Origin of the sequence: Nocardia yunnanensis, from assembly GCF_003626895.1 — a bacterium.
GTDB lineage: Bacteria > Actinomycetota > Actinomycetes > Mycobacteriales > Mycobacteriaceae > Nocardia > Nocardia yunnanensis.
On the sequence record NZ_CP032568.1, the window covers coordinates 7,329,327 to 7,349,037 of the forward strand.

The window sequence follows — 19,711 nt, forward strand, 5'->3', positions numbered from 1 at the left end:
TTGCCGGTAGGTTCGGAATGTTCGTGTGCTGGATGCTCGATCGCGACGGATGCCGCCGCACAGTGACATCGCACAACACGGTGAGAGGTAGGGGTAGATGGCCCGCAACAATGGCAGCGGCGTGGTCGCCGGGGAGCTGACCGAGGCGCTCATCCGGTCCAGGCGGTTCTTCCTGCGTACCGAGATGTCCCCGGACCTGCGCAGCGAGTATCTGCGCGGCGGACGGCAATCCGACGATTTCTACCGCGACCGCTGGTCGCACGACAAGGTGGTGCGCTCCACGCACGGGGTCAACTGCACAGGATCGTGTTCGTGGAAGGTCTACGTCAAGGACGGCATCATCACCTGGGAGACCCAGGCCACCGACTATCCCAGCACCGGGCCCGACCGTCCCGAGTACGAACCCCGCGGCTGCCCGCGCGGCGCGGCTTTCTCCTGGTACACCTATTCGCCGACGCGGGTGCGCTACCCCTACATTCGCGGCGTCCTGCTCGAGCTGTACCGGGAAGCCAAGGCGCGCACCGGGGATCCGGTGCTGGCGTGGGAGTCGATCGTCACCGATCCGGAGAAGTCGCGCGCCTACAAGAGCGTGCGCGGGCGCGGCGGGCTGGTGCGCGCCACCTGGGAGGAGGCCGTCGAACTGGTCGCCGCGGCCCACGTCTACACGGTGAAAGCCTTCGGGCCCGACCGCATTGCGGGTTTCTCTCCGATTCCGGCCATGTCCATGGCGTCCTTCGCCGCCGGGTCGCGATTCATGTCGCTCGTCGGCGGCTGCATGCTGTCGTTCTACGACTTCTACGCCGATCTGCCGGTCGCCTCACCGCAGGTCTTCGGCGACCAGACCGACGTGCCCGAGTCCGGAGATTGGTGGGACGCGGGCTATCTCGTCATGTGGGGCTCCAATGTCCCGGTCACCCGCACCCCGGACGCGCACTGGATGGCCGAGGCGCGCTACCGGGGTCAAAAGGTCGTCTCGATCGCGCCCGACTACGCCGACAACGTCAAGTTCGCCGACGAATGGCTGGCCCCGCACCCGGGCACCGACGGCGCGCTGGGCATGGCCATGGGGCATGTGATCCTGCGCGAGTTCTTCGTCGACCGGCAGGCGCCCTACTTCCAGGACTACGTGCGCCGCTTCACCGATCTGCCGTTCCTGGTGCGCCTGGACCGGGCGGGCGAGGGCTTCCGGCCCGGCAAGTTCCTCACCGCCGCCGACCTGCCCGAGTTCGCCGCCGAGGCCAATGCCGCGTTCAAGACCGTCCTGCTGGATCAGAGCGGAAAACCGGTGGTGCCCAACGGTTCTCTGGGCTTCCGCTACGGCGAGGAGGGCGCGGGCAAGTGGAATCTCGAGCTCGATGACGTCGAACCGCTGCTGTCGGTGGACGGCCAGGGCGCGGTCACCGTCACCCTGCCGCGCTTCGACACCGGCGACGGCGCGCCCGGCGAGGTCGTGCGCGGCGTGCCGGCCCGCACCATCGGCGGGCATCTGGTCACCACCGTCTTCGATCTGCTGCTGGCCCGCTACGGCGTGCACCGTCCCGGCCTGCCGGGCGAGTGGCCGAGCGGCTACGACGACGCCACCCAGCCGGGCACCCCGGCTTGGCAGGAGACCATCACCGGCGTGCCCGCCGCGCAGGCCGCCCGCATCGCACGCGAATTCGCCGCCAATGCCGAGGAATCGCGCGGCCGCTCGATGATCCTGCTGGGCGCGGGCACCAACCACTGGTTCCACTCCGACACCATGTACCGAACCTTCCTGGCCTTGACCACGCTCACCGGCTGTCAGGGCGTGAACGGCGGCGGCTGGGCGCATTACGTCGGTCAGGAGAAGCTACGTCCGCAGACCGGCTGGGCGCAGGTGGCTTTCGGGCTGGACTGGTCGCGTCCGCCGAGGCAGATGATCCAGACCGCCTACTGGTACCTGCACACCGACCAGTTCCGCTACGACCCGTTCAATGCCAATCAGCTCACCACGACACAGGGCAGCGGGCACATCGCGGGCAAGACCACCGCCGATCTGCTCGCCCAGACCGCGCGCATGGGCTGGATGCCCTCGTTCCCGACCTTCGACCGCAATCCGCTCGACCTGGTCGACGAGGCCGAGGCGGCCGGGGTGCCGGTGGCGGATCATGTTGTCGCGCAACTGAAGTCCGGAGCGCTCGGGTTCGCCTGCGAGGATCCCGACAGCCCGGCCAACTTCCCGCGCCTGCTCACCATCTGGCGTTCCAATCTGCTGGGTTCCTCGGCCAAGGGCAACGAGTATTTCCTCAAACATCTACTCGGCGCGGACAATTCGCTGCGCGCCGACGAAGCGCCGGTGGAGAACCGGCCCACCGACGTGACCTGGCGCGAGGAAGCGCCGACCGGGAAACTGGATCTGCTGCTGACCCTCGACTTCCGTATGACCAGCACCACCGTGTTCTCGGATGTGGTGCTGCCGGCGGCCACCTGGTACGAGAAGCACGACCTGTCGTCCACCGACATGCATCCCTACGTGCACTCCTTCAGCCCGGCCATCGCGCCGCCGTGGCAGACCCGCACCGACTGGGATGCGTTCATGACCATCGGGCAGGAGTTCAGCCGCCTGGCCCGCGTCCACCTGGGGGTGCGCAAGGATCTGGTGGCGACCCCGCTGCTGCACGACACCCCCGATGCCATGGCCAACCCGCACGGCGTGGTCCGGGATTGGAAAACCGGTGCGTGCGAACCGATTCCGGGCGTCACGATGCCGCGGTTGACGGTGGTGGAACGCGACTATCCGGCGGTGTTCGCCAAGATGCGCGCGCTGGGTCCGCTGATGGAGAAGCTGGGCGCGACCACCAAGGGCATCACCTACGACGTCGAGCGCGAGGTCGAGTACCTCGAGCACAAGAACGGCACGGTGCGCGGCGGTCCCGCCGACGGGCGGCCCTCGCTCGAACGCGATATCGACGCCTGCGAGGCGATCCTGGCCATGTCGGGAACCACCAACGGCCACTTGGCGACCCAGGGGTTCAAGACCCTCGAGAAACGCACCGGTACCCGGTTGGCGGATCTGGCCGCCGAGCACGAGGGCAAGCAGATCACCTTCGCCGACACCCAGGTGGCGCCGGTGCCGGTCATCACCTCGCCGGAGTGGTCGGGGTCGGAGACCGGCGGCCGCCGCTACTCGCCGTTCACGGTGAACGTGGAGCGAAACAAGCCCTGGCACACCCTGACCGGGCGGCAGCATTTCTTCCTCGACCACGATTGGATGGCGGAGGTCGGCGAGCAGCTGCCGGTCTATCGGCCGCCGTTGAACATGACCGCGCTGTTCTCCGAACCGCCGCTGGGCGAGCAGGGCGAGGCGGGGCTGACGCTGCGGTATCTGACCCCGCATTCGAAGTGGTCGATCCACTCCGAATACCAGGACAACCTGTTCATGCTCAGCCTCTCGCGCGGCGGCCCGCACATCTGGATGTCGAACCTGGACGCCGCGAAACTCGGTATCCACGACAACGATTGGATCGAGGCGGTCAATCGCAACGGTGTGGTGGCGGCGCGCGCCATCGTCACCCACCGTATGCCCGAGGGCACCGTGTACATGAACCACGCCCAGGACCGCCTCATCGACGTTCCGCTGGCCGAGACCTCCGGCAAGCGCGGCGGCATCCACAACTCGCTGACCCGGCTGCTCATCAAGCCCACCCACCTCATCGGCGGCTACGCCCAACTCTCCTACGCCTTCAACTATCTCGGCCCCACCGGCAACCAGCGTGACGAGGTGACGGTCATCCGCCGCCGTACCGATCAGGAGGTTCGCTACCGATGAAACCCATGGCGCAGCTGGCGATGGTGATGAACCTCGACAAATGCATCGGCTGTCACACCTGCTCGGTGACCTGCAAGCAGACCTGGACCAACCGGGCCGGGGTCGAGTACGTGTGGTTCAACAATGTGGAAACCCGTCCGGGACAAGGGTATCCGCGCACCTACGAGGATCAGGACCGGTGGCGGGGTGGGTGGCGGCTGGATCGCAAGGGGCGGTTGAAGCTGCGCGGCGGCGGGCGGATGCGCAAGCTGTTCACCATTTTCGACAATCCGATCCTGCCGGAGCTCAAAGACTATTACGAGCCGTGGACCTATGACTACGAGACGCTGACCACCGCGCCCGTGCAGCAGCACACGCCGGTGGCGCGGCCCAAGTCGCTGATCACCGGCAAGGACACCAAGATCACCTGGTCGGCGAACTGGGACGACAATCTCGGCGGCGCACCGGAATTGGCGACCGAGGACCCGATCGCGCGCAAGCTGGGCGACAAGGTGAAGTTCGAGTTCGAACGGACCTTCATGTTCTATCTGCCGCGCATCTGCGAGCACTGCCTCAATCCGGCGTGCGCGGCCTCCTGCCCGTCGGGGGCGATCTACAAGCGCGCCGAGGACGGCATCGTGCTGGTCGATCAGGATCGCTGCCGCGGCTGGCGCATGTGCGTCTCGGGCTGCCCGTACAAGAAGGTGTTCTTCAACCATCGCACCGGCAAGGCCGAGAAATGCACGTTCTGTTTCCCGCGCATGGAGGTCGGGCTGCCGACGGTCTGCGCGGAGACCTGCGTGGGGCGGCTGCGCTACATCGGGGTCATGCTCTACGACGCCGACACCGTTTCTCAGGTGGCGGCGACCCCGGACGAGCGGGATCTGTATGCGGCGCAACGCGATGCGTTCCTCGACCCGTTCGACCCGAAGGTGATCGCGGCCTGCGAGCAGGCGGGCATGCCGCGCGACTGGATCCAGGCGGCCCAGAAGTCGCCGGTGTACGCGCTGATCCGCACCTACAAGGTGGCGCTGCCCCTGCATCCGGAATACCGCACGGTGCCGATGGTCTGGTACATCCCGCCGCTGTCGCCGGTGGTCGACGCTTTGAAGGACACCGGGCACGACGCCGAGGACCACGGCAATCTGTTCGCCGCCATCGAGGCGCTGCGTATTCCGGTGGAGTATCTGGCCGAACTGTTCACCGCCGGTGACAGCGAGATCGTCAACGGCGTGCTGCGCAAGCTGGCGGCCATGCGCAGCTATATGCGCGATGTGAATCTCGGTCGCGAGACGCGCCCGGAGATCGCCGCCAAGGTTGGTTTGACCGAGGAGGAGCTCGTCGAGATGTACCGGCTGCTGGCGGTCGCCAAATACGCCGAACGCTATGTGATTCCGGCCGCGCACGCCGAGCAGGCGCACGGGCTCGAGGAACTCGCCACCGACTGCAGCCTCGACTACGACGGCGGGCCGGGCATGGGCGGGTGGGGTCCGTTCGGGGAGAGTTCCGGGCAGCTGACGCCGGTGGCGGTCGAGAACTTCCGCATGTTGCAGGAGCGGCAGACCGCCGACTCCACCACCTCGGTCGCCGGGAGCGGGCGGGTCAACCTGCTCAACTGGGACGGCCGCGGGACGCCGGACGGGTTGATGCCCAAACCCGAGGGGAGGCATCGCAAATGAGGCGCAAGAGCGGGGCCCCGGGGCTTTCGGAAGCCCAGCGGTCGACCGCCTGGCAGGTGCAGTCGCTACTGCTGGGCTATCCCGATGAGGCGCTGCTGGATTCGCTGCCGCTGCTGGCGCGGGCGGTGTCGGCGCTACCCGAGGCGGTCGCCGCACCGTTGCAGCGAGTGCTCGATTATCTGGAGACGACCCGGCCGCTCACCGTGGCCACCCGCTATGTCGACACCTTCGATCATCGCAAGCGGTTCAGCCCGTATCTGACCTGGTTCTTCTGCGGTGACACCCGCCGGCGCGGGATGGCGTTGCTGAAGATCAAACAGGTCTATCTGGCCGCGGGCCTCGTGCCCGGTGACGACGAACTGCCCGATCATCTGGCGGTGGCCCTGGAATTCGCCTCCGCGCATCCGGAGCCCGGACGCCGGCTGCTCGAGGAGCACCGCGCCGGCATCGAAGTGATTCGAATGGCGTTGCGCGACGCCGATTCCCCGTGGGCGGGCGTGCTCGAGTCGGTGTCCGCCACTTTGCGCCCACTGCACGGCGAAGAACGGGCGGCCGTGGTCCGGCTCATCGCCGCCGGTCCGCCCGAGGAGGGCGTGGGACTGGAACCCTTCGCGCCACCCGCACACCAGCCGGCCATGCTCGGAATGCCGCACCTGATCGGAGGACGCCGGTGAAGCTCACCGCCGTGGATTACCTGCTCTGGGTGGCGATTCCGTACGCCACGCTCGCCGCCTGCATCGTCGGGCACGTCTGGCGCTACCGCTACGACAAGTTCGGCTGGACCACCCGCTCCTCACAGATCTACGAGAACCGGCTGCTGCGACTGGGATCGCCGCTGTTCCACTTCGGCATCCTGTTCGTGTTCGTCGGGCACGTGATCGGGCTGCTGATCCCGGAGTCGTGGACCGAGAAGATCGGGATCAGCGAAAGCATGTATCACGCGGGGTCTTACAGCCTCGGCGCGCTCGCGGGGATCGCCACCGTCGTCGGGCTTATCATCCTGATCTATCGGCGGCGCACCGTCGGCGCGGTGTTCTCGGCGACGACCCGCAACGACAAATTCATGTACGTGCTGCTGGGTCTGACCCTGGCGCTGGGGTTGGGCGCCACGCTGTACGGCAATCTGACCGGTAATGCGCACAACTACCGCGAGGACATAGCGCCTTGGTTCCGGTCGATCTTCTACTTCCAGCCCAAGCCGGAACTGATGGTGCACACGCCGTTCCTGTTCAAATGCCATGTGCTCGCGGCGTGCGCGCTGTTCGCGTTCTGGCCGTTCAGCCGGCTGGTGCATGTGTTCTCGGCTCCGGTGGGTTACCTCACCCGGCCGTATGTGGTCTACCGCAGCCGCGACGCGAAGACGCTCGGCGAGCATTCGCCGCGTCGCGGCTGGGAGCGGGTCGGGCAGTAGATCTCACTCGAGGAAGTCCCGGACGAGTTTGGTCAGCTCGTCCGGCTTCTCGAACATCGGCATGTGGCCGCAGTCGATTTCGGCGTAGGTGGAATCCGGGATGCCGGCAGCCAGCTGGCGCGGGCCGTCCACGGCCAGGATCGCATCGTGGGTGCAGGCGATCACCAAGGCGGGGGCCTGGATTCGGGGGAGCAGGTCGCGGATGTCGAGTCGCAGGACCAGATCCAGCTGCCGCAGTCGGCCGGGGGCGGGCAGATATCCGGCGGCCAGTTCGTCCACCGCCGCGGGGCTCAGCGTGGCCAGGTGGGCGCGGCTGAAGGCCAGCAGCATCGCCAGGCGCGCGAAGGCCGCCGGATCCTCGGCGAGGCCGCGCCAGAGCAGCATGGCGTGGTGGAAGTAGTTGTCGCTCTGGTCCACCGGGCCCGTCACCAGCGCGATGCGCCGCACCAGATCCGGCCGGCCCGCCGCCAGGGCGGCCACCACCGCCGCACCCATCGAATGCCCGACCACGTCGGCGGGTCCCGCGCCGGTCGCGGTGATCACCGCGGCGACCTGTTCGGCCAGCGACTCGACGGTGAGTTCGCCGCCGTCGTCGCGGGCGGCGTCGCTGCCCGAAAGATCCGGCAGCACCACGGTTCTGGTGTCCTGGAAGGCCGCGGCCACGCCGTCCCAGTTTCGCGAACCCACACTCGTGCCGTGCACCAGCACCAGCGGGCGGCCCTGTCCCAGCACCCGATAGGGCACGCGGGCGGCGCCGACGGTGATCTCGTTCATGTCCTGCTCCTGTCTGTTCGGTTCGACGAGATCGACGATGCCAAGCGGCGACGGCCTCGAGGAGCGGAGAACGTCCCCTAGGAGCGGCCGTCCTACCCTGCGTGGCATGGCCATCGGCGGGCCGCGAGGATGGTTGCCATGAGCATGGACCGCGACAAACTGGCCGATTTCCTGCGCCGGTCCCGCGAACGGCTCCGACCCGAACAGGTCGGCCTGCCCGCGGGGCCGCGGCGGCGCACGCCCGGACTGCGGCGTGAGGAACTGGCCCAATTGTCCGGCGTCTCCGCCGATTACGTGATGCGGCTGGAACAGGCGCGCAGTTCCCAGCCCTCGACCCAGTTGCTGGCGGCGCTGGCGCGGACGCTGCGGTTGAGCGCCGACGAGCGCGACCACCTCTATCTGCTGGCCGGGCATCGGCCCCCGGAGGGCGTGCGCGCCGGCAGCGCGGTGCGGCCGGCGCTGCGGTATCTGCTCGATCGGCTCGGCGACACCCCGGCGCAGCTGCTGACCGATCTGGGGGAGCTGCTGGCGCAGAACGCGTTGGCGGAGGCGCTGTTCGGTTGTGTGTGCCTGCTCGAGGCGGACGATCGCAATATCGTGTGGCGCTGGTTCACCGAGCCGTCGGTGCGCGCCGCCTACCCGCCCGAACAGCACGACGACCTCGGTCGGGAACGCGTCGCCGATCTGCGGGCCGCCGCCACCCGCCGCGGCTACGACGCCGCGGCCACGTCACTGGTCGACCGGCTCACCGCAGCGAGCCCGGAATTCGCCGACCTGTGGCAGCGACACGAGGTCGCGGTGCGGCGCACCAGCCGGCTGCGGATCGTGCACCCAGTCGTGGGGCCGCTCGAATTCGACTTCGAGATGCTGCACGCGCAGGCCGAAGATCAACGGCTGCGACTGTTCGTGCCGCCGCCGGGGTCGGGCACCGTGGCGGCGCTCGAACGACTGCGGACGCTCGCACCGGCGTGCACCCACCGGTGAATCAGCCTGGGGGCATGAGCCATTCGGCGACGCGATCGCAGGCCCAGGCGGCGTCGTCGAGGGGAAGATCGTGTCCGGCCGTGCCTTGCAGGCGCAGGGCTGCGCGGAGGCGGCGGGCCGGGCGCTCGGACATCGTGTAGGGCGCGAGCCGCGGCGCAGCAGCCAATTCGTCATCGTGATGCCCCCATGCTGCGCCCGGAGCGCAGCTCATTGTTCCGGCGCGGTGCGGCGGTAGGGTGCGGGCCGTGGCGAGAATCGCGTTTGTGGGGTTGGGGCGGATGGGCCGGGGCATGGCGGCGCGGCTGGTGGCGGCCGGGCACGAGGTGAGCGTGTTCAATCGGACGGCGGAGAAAGCGGCGGAATTGGTTGCGGCCGGGGCGCGTTCGGCTGCATCCCCGCGGGCGGCGGCGCAGGGTGCGGAGGCGATCTTCGCCATGGTGGCCGATGACGAGGCGTCGCGCGCGGCGTGGCTGGGGGCCGACGGGGCGCTGGCGGGGGAGTTTGCGGAAGGTGCGTTCGCGGTCGAGTTCTCGACCCTGTCCCGGCCATGGGTGCTGGAGTTGGCCGAACACGCGGCCGCGCACGGACTTCGGTATCTGGACTCGCCGGTGACGGGGCTGCCCGCCGCCGCGGCGGCCGGGGAGCTGACCCTGTTCGTCGGCGCGGACCCCGCCCATCTCGAGGCGGCGCGGCCGCTGTTGGCGCCGCTGTGCGCCGACATCGTGCACTTCGGTGGGGTCGGGGCGGGCACGAGCTACAAGCTGATCCAGAACCTGCTCGGTTCCGTCCAGATCGCCGCGACGGCCGAGGCGTTGCGCACCGCGGAACTGGCGGGACTCGATCCGGTCGTCACCGGTGACACCCTCTCCCGCGGGGGCGCGGCCAGTCCCACCGTGATCCGCATGTGCCGGGAGATGCTCACCGGGACGCACGACCGCGATATCGACTTCACCGCCGCGCTGCGCTGGAAGGACACCCGCGTCGGCGTCGAATTGGCGGACGTGGTCGGCGCACCGGCCGCCTTGGGGCATACCGCCTTGGCCATTTTCGAACGGCTGGTCGCGGCCGGGCACGGCGAGCTGTCCGAAACCAAGGTCATCGACCTGCTGCGGGAATGACCGCGACCGCTCGAATCATCCCTGCGCCCACGCGGATTCGACTACCCTGGCCTGGGTGTCGGAACTCGATCGGCTGGTGGAGGTCAGTCGGGTGGCGCGCGCTGATCTCGAGGCCCTGGGGGAGCTCGAGGAGGGTCAGTACGCGATGCTGCGGGGCGCGTTCGAGCGGGCGGGGGCGCAGCGGGAGCGGGATCTGAACGCCGCCATCGACAACGGTCTCACCCTGGTGCCACCGCTGCTGCGGCGAGTGGCACGCCGGATCCTGTTCTCCTGAGGTCGATCATGACGAGTCTCGCCGCCCGGGCCGAAGTGGTGAAGCTGGCCCGCGAATTGCAGGTCGACGCCACGGAACTGGCGTTCCTGCTCGACAGCGATCCGGTGGCGGTGCGGCGGGTGCGCCAAGGCATGTACCGGGCGTTGGACGCACCGTATCGGCCCATGTTCGAGCGGCTGGCGAAGGTCAGCGCGCTGATACCGATCGGCGTGTCGGTCGCCATCGCGACCCGGTTCTTCGGGCCGATGCTGTGCGGCATGGTCGCCAGTTCGCTCAGCCCCGAACGGGCCGCCGCGATGATCGGGCACGTGCCGGTGCCTTTCCTCGCCGACGTCGCGCCGTACGTGGACCCGGAGGCGGCGACACCGATCGTGCGGCAGTTCGGCACCGACGTGCTGCTGCCGGTCCTGCGGGAGATGCTGCGCCGCAAGGACTATGTGACCCTGTCGCGGTTCGTGGTGGCGGCATCGGATGCGCAATTGCGCGCGGTGCTGCCCGCCATCGAATCCGGCGAGGACATGCTCATGGTGGCATTCGGCGCCGAACTCGACGCCGTCGCCGACCGATTCGACCTGGTGCTGGCGGAGCTGCCCGACGATCGGGTGCGCGAGATCCTTGCGGTGGCCGCCGACCAGAATCTGTTCACCGAGGCGCTGACGTTTCTGTCGCTGCTGAGCGAGCGGACCCTGACCCGGGTCGCCGAACTGGCCGCCGGGATGGACCCGATCGTGCTCACAAACATGGTGACCGCCGCACAGCGAGAGGACGCCTGGACGGAATTGGTGGCCGTCGCCGCGGCCATGTCCCCGGAAAGCCTGCAGCGGCTGCTCGACCTCGAGATCTGGGATACCGAGGACCTCCGTGTCCTGGCGGAGACGGCCGAGCGTGACGGGCGGTTCGAGGAACTGCGGCGGCGGATCGAGGCGGTGAGCGATCAGCCCGGCTGACTCGTTCGCGCGGATGATGCTGGGCCGCTGTCAATACCGCTGAGGTCGCGCCGCGATCGGGGTCGGCGATGGATGTGGCGGCCCCGGGTGCCGACCTAGCGTGAAGACATGTCCGAGCGGGTCGATACGCAGCTGTCCGAGGTGGTGCGGGGTCGACGGATCGGCGTGATCGACAGTCTGCGCGGGTTCGCGCTGTTCGGGATTCTGGTCACCAATACGGTGGTGGCGACGCTGCTGTGGTCGTCGCCGGAGACCGGCAGCGGGGCGCTGCGGCCGATATTCGACGGCCCGGCCGATCGGTTCGTGTACGCGTTGGTCGACGGGTTGTTCCTGGGGAAGTTCTATCTGCTGTTCGCGTTCCTGTTCGGGTATTCGTTCACGCTGCAGATCGCGGCGGCCGCACGGTCGGGTGCGCGGCCGGTGCCGAGACTATTGCGGCGCTGTCTGGCATTGTTCCTGATCGGTGTGGCTCATGTGCTGCTGTTGTGGCTGGGCGACATTCTCACCCTGTACGCGGGACTGTGCCTGATCCTGGTGCTGCTGCGCGGAATTCGGGTGCGGCCGGCGCTCATTGCCGGGCTGACACTGTATTTCGCCTTCGCCGCACTGGCTTTCGTACCCGGCAATAGCGGGTTGAACGGTATCGGTGAGGTCTTCGATTTGCAGCGCATGCATGATGGCTTCACCGGCAATTTCAGTGACACGCTCGGCGCGCAATTGACCTTCGGTCCGCAATTCATGCTGTTCACCTGGATAGGGCAGGGAATTCCGGCGCTGGGCATGTTCCTGATCGGGCTCGCGGCCGGCAAGCGGCGAATATTCGAGGACCCAGAATGGATCGGCCGCTGGCTTCCGCGCGCATTGGCGGTGGGTTTCGGTGTGGGGCTGCCCATTTCGGCAGTCACTGAGGTGATCTCAGCGACTTTCATTGGTGTCGGCCGTGTTCGAAATGGGTGAGGACGAGTGCGGCTTTGACGATGTCGCCGATTTTCTCGGGGCTGGTGGTGAAGTGGTGCAGGGCGCGCCAGCGTCCGGTGAGCAGGGCGAAGCCGCGTTCGGCCAGGCAGCGCAGCCCGCGTAGCAGAGCGTTCCGGGTGCGGGTGTCGATATCGAGGTCGCGGCCGTCGCTGGGCTGTTTGACCGGGGTGTGCACCCCGATCCCGGCGCCGTCGTATCCGGCGTCGGCGAGGGTCGATGCTGGGCATGTTCGCCCAATTCGAACGCGACACCATCATCGACCGCGTCATCGCGGGCATGGAACGCAAAGCCGCCAAAGGCAAATGGAAGGGCGGCAAACGACCCTACGGCTACCGGGTCGACAGAGCTACCCAAACCCTCGTCGTTGACGAGGCCGAGGCCGTGGTCGTGCGAATGATCTTCGACCTCTACGCCTGCCGCCGGCTCGGTGCCCGTGCCGTCGCCGCGGAGCTGAATGCGCGCGGGCATCGTGCCAGCACCGGCCGTGAGTGGTCCGGCCACCATGTACTGCGGATCCTCAACAGCCGGATTTATCTCGGTGAGTTGACCTTCCGCGGCACCACCGTCACCGACACTCACCCCGCCATCATCGAAGCCGACACCTTCGACCGTGCCCAGGCGGTCCTCGAAGCGCGCGGAGAATCCCACGCCCACCGCGCCGCGAACTCCTCGGACTACTTGCTGACCGGCCGCTTGCGCTGCCCACGCTGCGGGCGCGCCATGATCGGCACCCGCGCCACCGGCCGATCCCGCACCTACCGCTACTACACCTGTTTCAACCGTGCCCGCTACGACGCCGACAAGTGCGACTTCACCCGCCTCGACGCCGACTCCGTCGATGCGGCCGTTTTGGAAGCCTTGGGCAAGTTCTACCGCACCCGGCACGATCTGATCAGCCAAGCCATCACCGCCCAGCAGCGATGCCACCGCGATTCCAGTAGTGACACCCGCATCGAACTGGACGCCGTCACCGCCGAGCTCGCCAAAGCTCAGCAGGCGATCGACCGGTACCTGAACGCCTTCGAAAACGGCACCCTCGATCCCGAGCTCCTCGCCGGAAGGCTCAGCGAATTGCGCGCCAAGACAGGCCAACTCATCACCCGGCGCGACGAACTCACCGCCGCGCTGGCAAACGAACCCACCGCGCCGAAACCCGCAACGCTCGACGGCATTGCCGACCATATTGCCGACATCATCACCAATGGCACCCGTACCCAGGCCAAGGCGCTGATCGAGACCCTCGTCGCCCAGGTCGCCATCACCGGCCCTGACCGCTTGATCCCGACCTTCCGCATCCCCCAACCCGGAAACGACATTGGGGCTGGTACCGCTTCCGCGGTACCAGCCCCAATGGAGTCGGTTCGTGCAATGGCACGATTGGTGGAGCTAAGGGGACTCGAACCCCTGACCCCCACACTGCCAGTGTGGTGCGCTACCAGCTGCGCCATAGCCCCGGATGGGGTCGCCGGTGGTGGTGGCGACTGGGTGAAGGTACACCATGGGAGTGGGTGGGGGGCAAATCGGCTGGTGGGGTTGGGGTGGGAGCGGGCGTAGACTCGGCGGTGATTCGTTGTCGTCCGGGGTGGGGTGCTGGTGAGGCGCCTGCTTTCTGGGGAAGGTCGCACGCGGGTGAGGCTGATCAATGGGCGGTATGAGCTGAGGGGGCTCGTCGGCAAAGGGGGGATGGCCGAGGTCTGGGATGGCTGGGATCGGCAGTTGCGCAGGCGGGTTGCGGTCAAGGTGCTCGACGCGGGGAGTCTCGCGGTGCGGGAGCAGGACGAGCAGGTGGCGTGGCAGCGGTTCGAGCGGGAGGCGCGGATCGCGGCGCAGATGAATTGCGCGAATATCGTGATGCTGCATGATTCGGGGGTTTTCGTCGAGAATGGGCTGCGGTCACCGTTTTTGGTGATGGAGTTCGTGCAGGGTGAGAATCTGCGGCAGTACATGCGCGCGCCGGAGAATCATGCGCTGCCGAGGCTCGCGCGGGTGCTCACCGATGCGCTCAGCGGCCTGGTGTACGCGCACTCCAAGCAGGTGGTGCACCGCGACATCAAACCCGAGAACATCATGATCTGCGGTGACGGCACCGCCAAGCTGGCCGATTTCGGGATCGCCATCGAGATGCGCGAGAACATGCAGCGGCTGACCCGGGCGCATCAGGTGGTCGGCACCAAGAACTATTCCGCCCCCGAATATCTCGAACAGGGCCGGTTCACACATCTCAGCGACGTGTACTCGTTCGCTGTGGTGTGCACGGAGGTGCTGGAGGCGGTGTACGCGCCGGCGAAGCTGCCGCCGCAGCTGCGTTCGGTCCTGGATCAGGCGCTGTCACCGGATCCCGCGTTGCGCTTCGCGTCGGCGGCGGAGTTCCAGCACTATTTCCGGGACGCGGTGCACGCGCAGACCCGGCTCCGCACCGAGAACCGTGACGCCGCGGAGGTCACCACTCGAAAGATCCACGGCCCCAAGCCGGAACCGGCGACCGTACCGGTCCGCTCCCCCACCAGCCTGCTCACATCCGGCGCACCGGTGCGCCCGCCCCAGCACGCGGGTGTCGAGTTGCCCGCGACCGGACTGTGGGGCATCTTCGTCGGCCCGGCGCTGGAGTACCGGCAGCGCGTCCTCGAGGGCCTCACCCGCAACGATCCCCGCTACATCGGCGGTGTCCTGCTGGGCGCGGTCGCCGGCGGAATCGTGCTGGGCTGGCTGGTTTTCGTCCTGCTCGCCTGGCTGATCGTGTCGATCGCCCACCAGCTGTGAGGAATCCGTGAGAAATCAACGCACCGGCCTGGCCTGGCAGCAGTACGTGTACGCGGGCTCGCGGGCCTGGCATTGGCTGCGGGTCGCGGCGGCAGTCGGGGCGGCGTGCTTCCTGGTCACCGTGCTGTGGCTGACCTACCAGGTGCTGGGCTGAAACCATGCGCATCGTCTGCCTGAACTGCCTGGCCGAGTTCAAATTCGACTCCTCGCGCCGCTCCTGGATCTGGGTGCTGCGCCAGCCCAACGGCGCCTTCGCCACCCGCGTCGCCGACTATTCGCGGCGGCTGGAACGACGCTGCCCCAACGGCTGCGAGATCGACGAGGAGATCCTCGATCATCCGACCACGGTGATCGGTTTCGTCGGCGAATCCGCCTCCTCCAAAACGCATCTCATCGTGTCCATGATCTATTCGGTCATGAACGATCCGGTGCTGGCCCGCGAATGGTCGATCGTCCCGTCCCGGCGCTCCACCAAAATGCTTGCCGCCCTGGAGAACACGCTGATCAACCGGCAGGCCATCGGGTACACGCAGAAGCGCGGTTATCTGGGCGCGCCCCGGCCGGAGAACGGGATCGGGCCGGTCGGCGCGCCGCGCCCGCCGCGGCCGCCGGGACCTCCGGTGGCGCAGCAGGCCCCGGCGCCCCCGGCGCATGCCTGGGCCGGCTGGCAGGTGCGCACCCCGATCCTGATCAAGTTCACCTCGCTGTCCACCCGCCGCACCGTGAACCTGGCGTTCGTGGACGTGGCGGGCGAGGATGTCGCCGACGCCGAGATCGCCGCCAAGGTCAGCCCGCATCTCGCGGTGGCGGATTTCATCTGGTTCGTGGTGCCCTCGACCCTGAACAAGCAGTATCTGGCCATGATGCGCGAGCACGCGGGCCCGGCCAATCAGGACAGCCTCGACAATGCCGTCGAGCATTCGCAGACGGTGGGCCGCACCAAGATGATGATCGATCAGATCGCCAAGCTGTGGCGCAGCGCCAACAGCTATCCGCTGGAGTTGCCGATCGAACCGCCGCGCCTGCACGTCTCCACCATCGTGGCGAAATCCGATCTGCTGTCGCTGATCAACCTGCCCGAGGTCGGCGTGGTCGCGCCGCCGCCGGACTGGGCCGAGAGCCCCTACAGCCTCAACGGCGCGGGCAACCTGTATCAGCCGGGCCAGATCAACTATCGCTCCGACGCCACGAGATCGCTGGTGCGCAAACTGTTTCCGGCGGTCGACTCGACCCTGTCCATTCATTTCCCGCACAACCGCTACTTCCCGGTGTCGGCCGTCGGCTGCGGTAAGCGCGCCGACAATACCTATCCGGTGTTCAAGCCCTTCGCGGCCGTCGATCCGGTGATCCATATGCTCGACCTCATCGAGCAGCGCCGGGCCGACCGATGACGACGTTCGCCCAACTGCTGTGCGGCTGGGCCATGGTGAATCTGGAGTCCTCGGGAACGGGTGTCGGCGTGGTCGCGCGTTCCGGAAACTGGCCCCCCGCACTGGGTTCCACCACCCGCGAACTCGGATCGCTGGTGAGCTGGGAGGGCGCACCTGCCGCGGCCGACGCGCTGGCGCTGGAGTTCACGCTGACGCGGGGGCTGGCGGTGGCGGTGCTGAAGACGCCCTCGAACGCGCGACCGGGCACGTGTGTGGCGCATCTGGTGGCCGGAGAGCGTGGAACGCTGGATGGCGCAACGGCATTGAGCCTCTACGATTCCGGGCTGTTCCGCACCTCGGTCGAGGATCCCGGATACCCGACGGATCGATGGGACGCGGTGCCGGACTCGTTCGGGCACAACGCTTCTCTCGCCGCGGCCGCCGACGCGTACCTGGATCTGGACTGGTTGCCCGCCCTGCTCGGCTACACGCTCGCGCATCTGGCCGGGCGCGGTCCGGGCGTGCAGCTGCGGGTCGAGCACGGCACGGACGCGCTGGCCATGCTGCGGGCGCTCTACGGCATCCTGCCCCGGAACACGCTGCGGGCCTTGACCTTCTGCACCACCGCCACACCCAGCGCGGACTGCGCGATCGTCACGGTGACCCGCGACAGCAAGGACGCGCCGACCGGCGAGCGCCGCATCGTCACCCCCGGCGATCGCGGCGACGAATCCGACCCGTTCGTGCAGCTGGGCCGACAGATCGTCGGCCACCGGCAGGCCGGCGCGACATTGCCCGAATCCCTCGGCACCGCACAGGAAATCGGCATATGGTGCTACCGTCGGCACCTGCGCGCGCTGGGCCCGGACGAGCTGGACGACGATCATCTGGCCGAGGTGATCGGCGATCCGGAGTTGAACGCCGACTGGTTCCAGGACCCGGCCGTGGCCGCCCGAGCGGTCCGGCTCGCGATCGGAAACCCCAGCGTGGCACGGTCTCTGGCAGGTCTCGAACTACGGCCCGGTGTCCGGGAGACATTCGAGAAGGTGCTCATCGATCGCGTCATGAACGACACCCGCGATCGCACCCGCCTGCTCGAGGTGGCCCGCCAGCTCGGCGTGGATCTCACCGAAGCGCTCGTGACCGCGGCCCGCCGCCGGCTCGAATCGGGGCACGGACAGCTCACGGCCGCCGACGCGGCGGTGGTGTGGCCGAGCGTGCACACCGACTGGATCACCGGCAGCCCCAAGCGCCGCCAGGTCGTCGCCGGATACCTGAGCCGGCATCGGGCCCTGCGCGAACACGCGATCGGCGCGCGAGACCGCGCGCTGGTGCACCGGGCGTTGCGGGTCGAGGTGGACGATCACGGCGTCCCCACCGGCAGCAGCCACCTGCTGCGCACCGCCATGTACGCCAACCTCGGCATCGTCGCCCAGGTCGCGGTGGACGTGGCCTGCGACGGCCGGGATCGCTATGCGCTGGAACAAATCCTGACCTGCGCGCCGCCCGACCGGCTGTCCGCCCTCATCGCCGAATGCGTGCGCTATCCGGCGCTGGACGCGCGCGATCTGATGAAGGCGCTCACGCTCTCGCGCTCCGACCCGGCGGAGCTGGTCGCGGCCCTGACCCCGGCCTGGCGCGAGCTGCGCCGATCGCTCGGATTGCCGGAGCCGATCGAGGCGCTGGTGGTCCTGGACGCCGATGACTCGGTGACGGACGAGATCCCTCGCGGTCGGCTGTCCCGCAAGGGTTTCGGCCGCCGCAACGGCCGGGACTGGTCGACGACCGACCTGTCGGCGCTGCTGCGATCACCCGACGAGCCTATCGACGTCGACGAGGCGCGCGAGACCCTTTCCGCCGCACTGCATTCCGATCTCGAGTACGTGGTGACCCGACTGGTTTCCCGCACGAAATCGCCCGACGGCGCGGCGGTCCTGCAACGCGTCCTCGCCGTCGTGTCACCGGAGCAGCTGCCCGGCCTGGTGACCGCCTGCGCCCGCCAGTGGGACATGACCCCGGCGACCCTGCTGCCCGCGCTGGCCGCACTCGACCTCGAGCCGGCCGAGCTGGCCGACACGCTCGCCGGCGGCTGGCCGTGGGTGCGCACCCGGCTGGACCTCCCGCCGGCCATCGCCGCCCTGCTCGCCCTCGACGCCGCCGCGGCGCGACCGTGGGCCGCCCGCGAGCCGGAAACCCGCCGCGGCTGGCAGTTCTGGCGCTAACTCGGCGTCAGCGCGCCCCCGTGGTAGCTGACAGTGGGACTCCACAGGAAGAAGCCGTTGTCGCCCGCCGCGTAGGTGGCGTCGATCTGCGCGCGCACCTCCGCGTCCCCGTAGGACACCCCGAGGCTGAAGTCCTGCAGCCACGGAATGACCTGGGCCGCTGTGCCTTCGGTGCGGGACCGGAAGTCCTGCAGCGACCGGAAGATGATGTCGTAGGGCTGGGAGTTCGGATTGGCCACGTCGTACTCCCCCGCGTGCCAGTGCGACGGATACAGCATGGGCGCGAGGAAGTCGACGTAGCGGGCCATCGACGGGATGTCCTGGGCGATCTCGTCCGGGCGGGTGGCGGCGATGCCGAACACGGCCGCGCCGAGCGCCGCCCCGGCCTCGTGGATCGGGGCCTCGATATCGCGCAGGAAGTTCGCCACCGAATCGGACGGGGATTCGCTCAGGCCCGGGAACCGCATGACCGCCAGGTTGCCGTCGGGCCGGCGAATGTAGTCGTACATGACGCCGTCGAAACCGAGATGTCCCGCCTCCACCGCGAGATCGCGGTTGTAGGAACGGATTTCGGGACTGGCGAAATTGGTGAAGGCGATCGCGCCGTAGCCGCTGGAATACGGCTGACCGCCCGGATTCTGAATCACCCAGTCGGGGTGCCCGTTGTGCCAGGCCCACGCCGCGAGCGTGGGGTCGCGGAAGGCGACGAGGCGGCCCACTACCCGAACCCCCATGTCGTGCAGCTGCTTCAAGGCGGCGGGCGCGTCGTAAATGGCGGTGGCAGCGCCGGATTCGCGGGCCAGCGCCACCTGCGAGTCGTAGCCGACCATGCCGTCCTCGTCCTTGATGTCGAGCTGGACGGTGTCGATGCGCCCGGTGCGGGCGAGGTCGAGCACGGCCTCGCGCATGGGGTCGTAGGCCCAGGCGTAGGCGGTGACGTGCACGGCGCGAATGCGCGGCAGGGTGACGCCCGCTTTCAACGGCGCGGTGGCCTGGACGCCCGCCTTGGAGGTCGCCACGAGGGTGGTGTCGAGGGGCCCGTGCGGCAGGGCCAGTTCGAAGGTGCCGTTGGCGGCGACCGGCGCCGAGCGGTCGCCAACCGACACCGTGGTCGCGCCGATCGCGGTGCCGCGCACCATGACCGGATCGTGGTAGGAGGTCGCGGCCGCGACCGGCGCCACCTCGAGCTGGGGCGGCCGGGCCTCGGCGGTGGCGGCCGACGGGCGGCCGCGGCCGAAGACGAACAACACCGTGGCGAGCATCAGGATGAGCACCGCACCGACGGCGAGCAGGGCGGACCGCCGACGGCGGATGGCCCGGAGTCGCATGAGCAACGTACACACCAACTTCCACAGACGCCTGTTCCGCATCACTATCGCCCCTGGGCGTTCGTGGCGGCCGGATTTCGCCGAGATCATCTCAAAA

At 68.4% G+C, this 19,711-nt stretch carries 17 protein-coding genes, 1 tRNA gene and 1 pseudogene; 14 read left to right on the forward strand and 5 right to left on the reverse strand.

Going from position 1 to position 19,711, the window contains the following annotated elements:
• Positions 1-97 precede the first annotated feature (97 nt).
• From D7D52_RS34390 to narI, 4 genes are read left to right on the forward strand one after another with little or no spacing between them, the layout of a single operon-like run.
• Positions 98-3,790 (forward strand): nitrate reductase subunit alpha, encoded by a 3,693-nt coding sequence (locus tag D7D52_RS34390; RefSeq protein ID WP_120743154.1) that lies wholly within the window; start codon positions 98-100, stop codon positions 3,788-3,790.
• On the forward strand, positions 3,787-5,448 hold the full coding sequence (gene narH, locus D7D52_RS34395; protein ID WP_120743155.1) for a nitrate reductase subunit beta: 1,662 nt from the start codon (positions 3,787-3,789) through the stop codon (positions 5,446-5,448). Before D7D52_RS34390 ends, narH begins: the two co-directional genes overlap by 4 nt.
• The gene (gene narJ / locus D7D52_RS34400) at positions 5,445-6,122 is read left to right on the forward strand and encodes a nitrate reductase molybdenum cofactor assembly chaperone (protein ID WP_120743156.1); all 678 of its coding nucleotides are present in this window, start codon (positions 5,445-5,447) and stop codon (positions 6,120-6,122) included. The genes narH and narJ overlap by 4 nt, the downstream gene beginning before the upstream one ends.
• Entirely contained in the window at positions 6,119-6,859 is a 741-nt protein-coding gene (gene narI / locus D7D52_RS34405) for a respiratory nitrate reductase subunit gamma (RefSeq protein WP_120743157.1), read from the forward strand. Before narJ ends, narI begins: the two co-directional genes overlap by 4 nt.
• A gap of 3 nt (positions 6,860-6,862) precedes the next feature.
• On the opposite strand, the gene D7D52_RS34410 is transcribed toward narI, so the two are convergent.
• A complete protein-coding gene (locus tag D7D52_RS34410; RefSeq protein ID WP_120743158.1) occupies positions 6,863-7,633 on the reverse strand; it encodes an alpha/beta fold hydrolase in 771 nt (256 codons plus the stop codon).
• Positions 7,634-7,771: 138 nt separating this feature from the next.
• Between D7D52_RS34410 and D7D52_RS34415 the strand changes: the two genes are divergently transcribed.
• Positions 7,772-8,617: a helix-turn-helix transcriptional regulator gene (locus tag D7D52_RS34415; protein WP_120743159.1), complete on the forward strand. Its 846-nt coding sequence runs from the start codon at positions 7,772-7,774 to the stop codon at positions 8,615-8,617.
• 1 nt (position 8,618) lies between these two features.
• On the opposite strand, the gene D7D52_RS38300 is transcribed toward D7D52_RS34415, so the two are convergent.
• Positions 8,619-8,783 carry a hypothetical protein gene (locus tag D7D52_RS38300; protein ID WP_162958754.1) on the reverse strand — a complete coding sequence of 55 codons (165 nt, stop codon included), beginning with the start codon at positions 8,781-8,783 and terminating at the stop codon, positions 8,619-8,621.
• A 79-nt stretch (positions 8,784-8,862) separates the two neighbouring features.
• Between D7D52_RS38300 and D7D52_RS34420 the strand changes: the two genes are divergently transcribed.
• The 4 genes from D7D52_RS34420 (at position 8,863) to D7D52_RS34435 (ending at position 11,913) form a co-directional block, all read left to right on the forward strand.
• The gene (locus tag D7D52_RS34420) at positions 8,863-9,735 is read left to right on the forward strand and encodes an NAD(P)-dependent oxidoreductase (protein WP_120743160.1); all 873 of its coding nucleotides are present in this window, start codon (positions 8,863-8,865) and stop codon (positions 9,733-9,735) included.
• A gap of 55 nt (positions 9,736-9,790) precedes the next feature.
• A complete protein-coding gene (locus tag D7D52_RS34425) occupies positions 9,791-10,009 on the forward strand; it encodes a hypothetical protein (protein ID WP_120743161.1) in 219 nt (72 codons plus the stop codon).
• Between the two features lie 8 nt (positions 10,010-10,017).
• Positions 10,018-10,956: a hypothetical protein gene (locus D7D52_RS34430; protein WP_120743162.1), complete on the forward strand. Its 939-nt coding sequence runs from the start codon at positions 10,018-10,020 to the stop codon at positions 10,954-10,956.
• A 108-nt stretch (positions 10,957-11,064) separates the two neighbouring features.
• On the forward strand, positions 11,065-11,913 hold the full coding sequence (locus tag D7D52_RS34435; RefSeq protein ID WP_120743163.1) for a DUF418 domain-containing protein: 849 nt from the start codon (positions 11,065-11,067) through the stop codon (positions 11,911-11,913).
• On the opposite strand, the gene D7D52_RS34440 is transcribed toward D7D52_RS34435, so the two are convergent.
• Entirely contained in the window at positions 11,882-12,109 is a 228-nt protein-coding gene (locus tag D7D52_RS34440) for a transposase family protein (RefSeq protein WP_222932731.1), read from the reverse strand. The genes D7D52_RS34435 and D7D52_RS34440 overlap by 32 nt on opposite strands.
• 218 nt (positions 12,110-12,327) lie before the next feature.
• On the opposite strand from D7D52_RS34440, the pseudogene D7D52_RS40505 reads away from it, so the two are divergent.
• Positions 12,328-12,735, forward strand: a pseudogene (locus tag D7D52_RS40505) (recombinase family protein); the annotation flags it as partial.
• A 577-nt stretch (positions 12,736-13,312) separates the two neighbouring features.
• Here D7D52_RS40505 and D7D52_RS34450 read toward each other — a convergent pair.
• Positions 13,313-13,388 (reverse strand) — tRNA-Ala (locus D7D52_RS34450).
• A gap of 175 nt (positions 13,389-13,563) precedes the next feature.
• Here D7D52_RS34450 and D7D52_RS34455 point away from each other — a divergent pair.
• The 4 genes from D7D52_RS34455 to D7D52_RS34465 are packed head-to-tail and all read left to right on the forward strand — an operon-like array spanning position 13,564 to position 18,286.
• Positions 13,564-14,694 carry a serine/threonine-protein kinase gene (locus D7D52_RS34455; protein ID WP_425464591.1) on the forward strand — a complete coding sequence of 377 codons (1,131 nt, stop codon included), beginning with the start codon at positions 13,564-13,566 and terminating at the stop codon, positions 14,692-14,694.
• A gap of 7 nt (positions 14,695-14,701) precedes the next feature.
• On the forward strand, positions 14,702-14,848 hold the full coding sequence (locus D7D52_RS38305; RefSeq protein WP_162958755.1) for a hypothetical protein: 147 nt from the start codon (positions 14,702-14,704) through the stop codon (positions 14,846-14,848).
• Positions 14,849-14,852: 4 nt separating this feature from the next.
• The gene (locus D7D52_RS34460) at positions 14,853-16,085 is read left to right on the forward strand and encodes a hypothetical protein (protein WP_120743165.1); all 1,233 of its coding nucleotides are present in this window, start codon (positions 14,853-14,855) and stop codon (positions 16,083-16,085) included.
• Positions 16,082-18,286, forward strand: a complete 2,205-nt coding sequence (locus D7D52_RS34465; RefSeq protein ID WP_120743166.1) for a hypothetical protein — start codon at positions 16,082-16,084, stop codon at positions 18,284-18,286. The genes D7D52_RS34460 and D7D52_RS34465 overlap by 4 nt, the downstream gene beginning before the upstream one ends.
• Here D7D52_RS34465 and D7D52_RS34470 read toward each other — a convergent pair.
• A complete protein-coding gene (locus D7D52_RS34470) occupies positions 18,283-19,614 on the reverse strand; it encodes a putative glycoside hydrolase (RefSeq protein WP_246024101.1) in 1,332 nt (443 codons plus the stop codon). The two genes, D7D52_RS34465 and D7D52_RS34470, sit on opposite strands and share 4 nt — an antisense overlap.
• Between the last annotated feature and the right edge of the window lie 97 nt (positions 19,615-19,711).

Bases quoted from the DNA above. Each gene is read 5' to 3' on its own strand.
- D7D52_RS34390 (WP_120743154.1), top strand. From the start codon at position 98: ATGGCCCGCAACAATGGCAGCGGCGTGGTCGCCGGGGAGCTGACCGAG.
- narH (WP_120743155.1), top strand. From the start codon at position 3,787: ATGAAACCCATGGCGCAGCTGGCGATGGTGATGAACCTCGACAAATGC.
- narJ (WP_120743156.1), top strand. From the start codon at position 5,445: ATGAGGCGCAAGAGCGGGGCCCCGGGGCTTTCGGAAGCCCAGCGGTCG.
- D7D52_RS34410 (WP_120743158.1), bottom strand. From the start codon at position 7,633: ATGAACGAGATCACCGTCGGCGCCGCCCGCGTGCCCTATCGGGTGCTG.
- D7D52_RS34415 (WP_120743159.1), top strand. From the start codon at position 7,772: ATGAGCATGGACCGCGACAAACTGGCCGATTTCCTGCGCCGGTCCCGC.
- D7D52_RS34430 (WP_120743162.1), top strand. From the start codon at position 10,018: ATGACGAGTCTCGCCGCCCGGGCCGAAGTGGTGAAGCTGGCCCGCGAA.
- D7D52_RS34435 (WP_120743163.1), top strand. From the start codon at position 11,065: ATGTCCGAGCGGGTCGATACGCAGCTGTCCGAGGTGGTGCGGGGTCGA.
- D7D52_RS34460 (WP_120743165.1), top strand. From the start codon at position 14,853: ATGCGCATCGTCTGCCTGAACTGCCTGGCCGAGTTCAAATTCGACTCC.
- D7D52_RS34465 (WP_120743166.1), top strand. From the start codon at position 16,082: ATGACGACGTTCGCCCAACTGCTGTGCGGCTGGGCCATGGTGAATCTG.
- D7D52_RS34470 (WP_246024101.1), bottom strand. From the start codon at position 19,614: ATGCGACTCCGGGCCATCCGCCGTCGGCGGTCCGCCCTGCTCGCCGTC.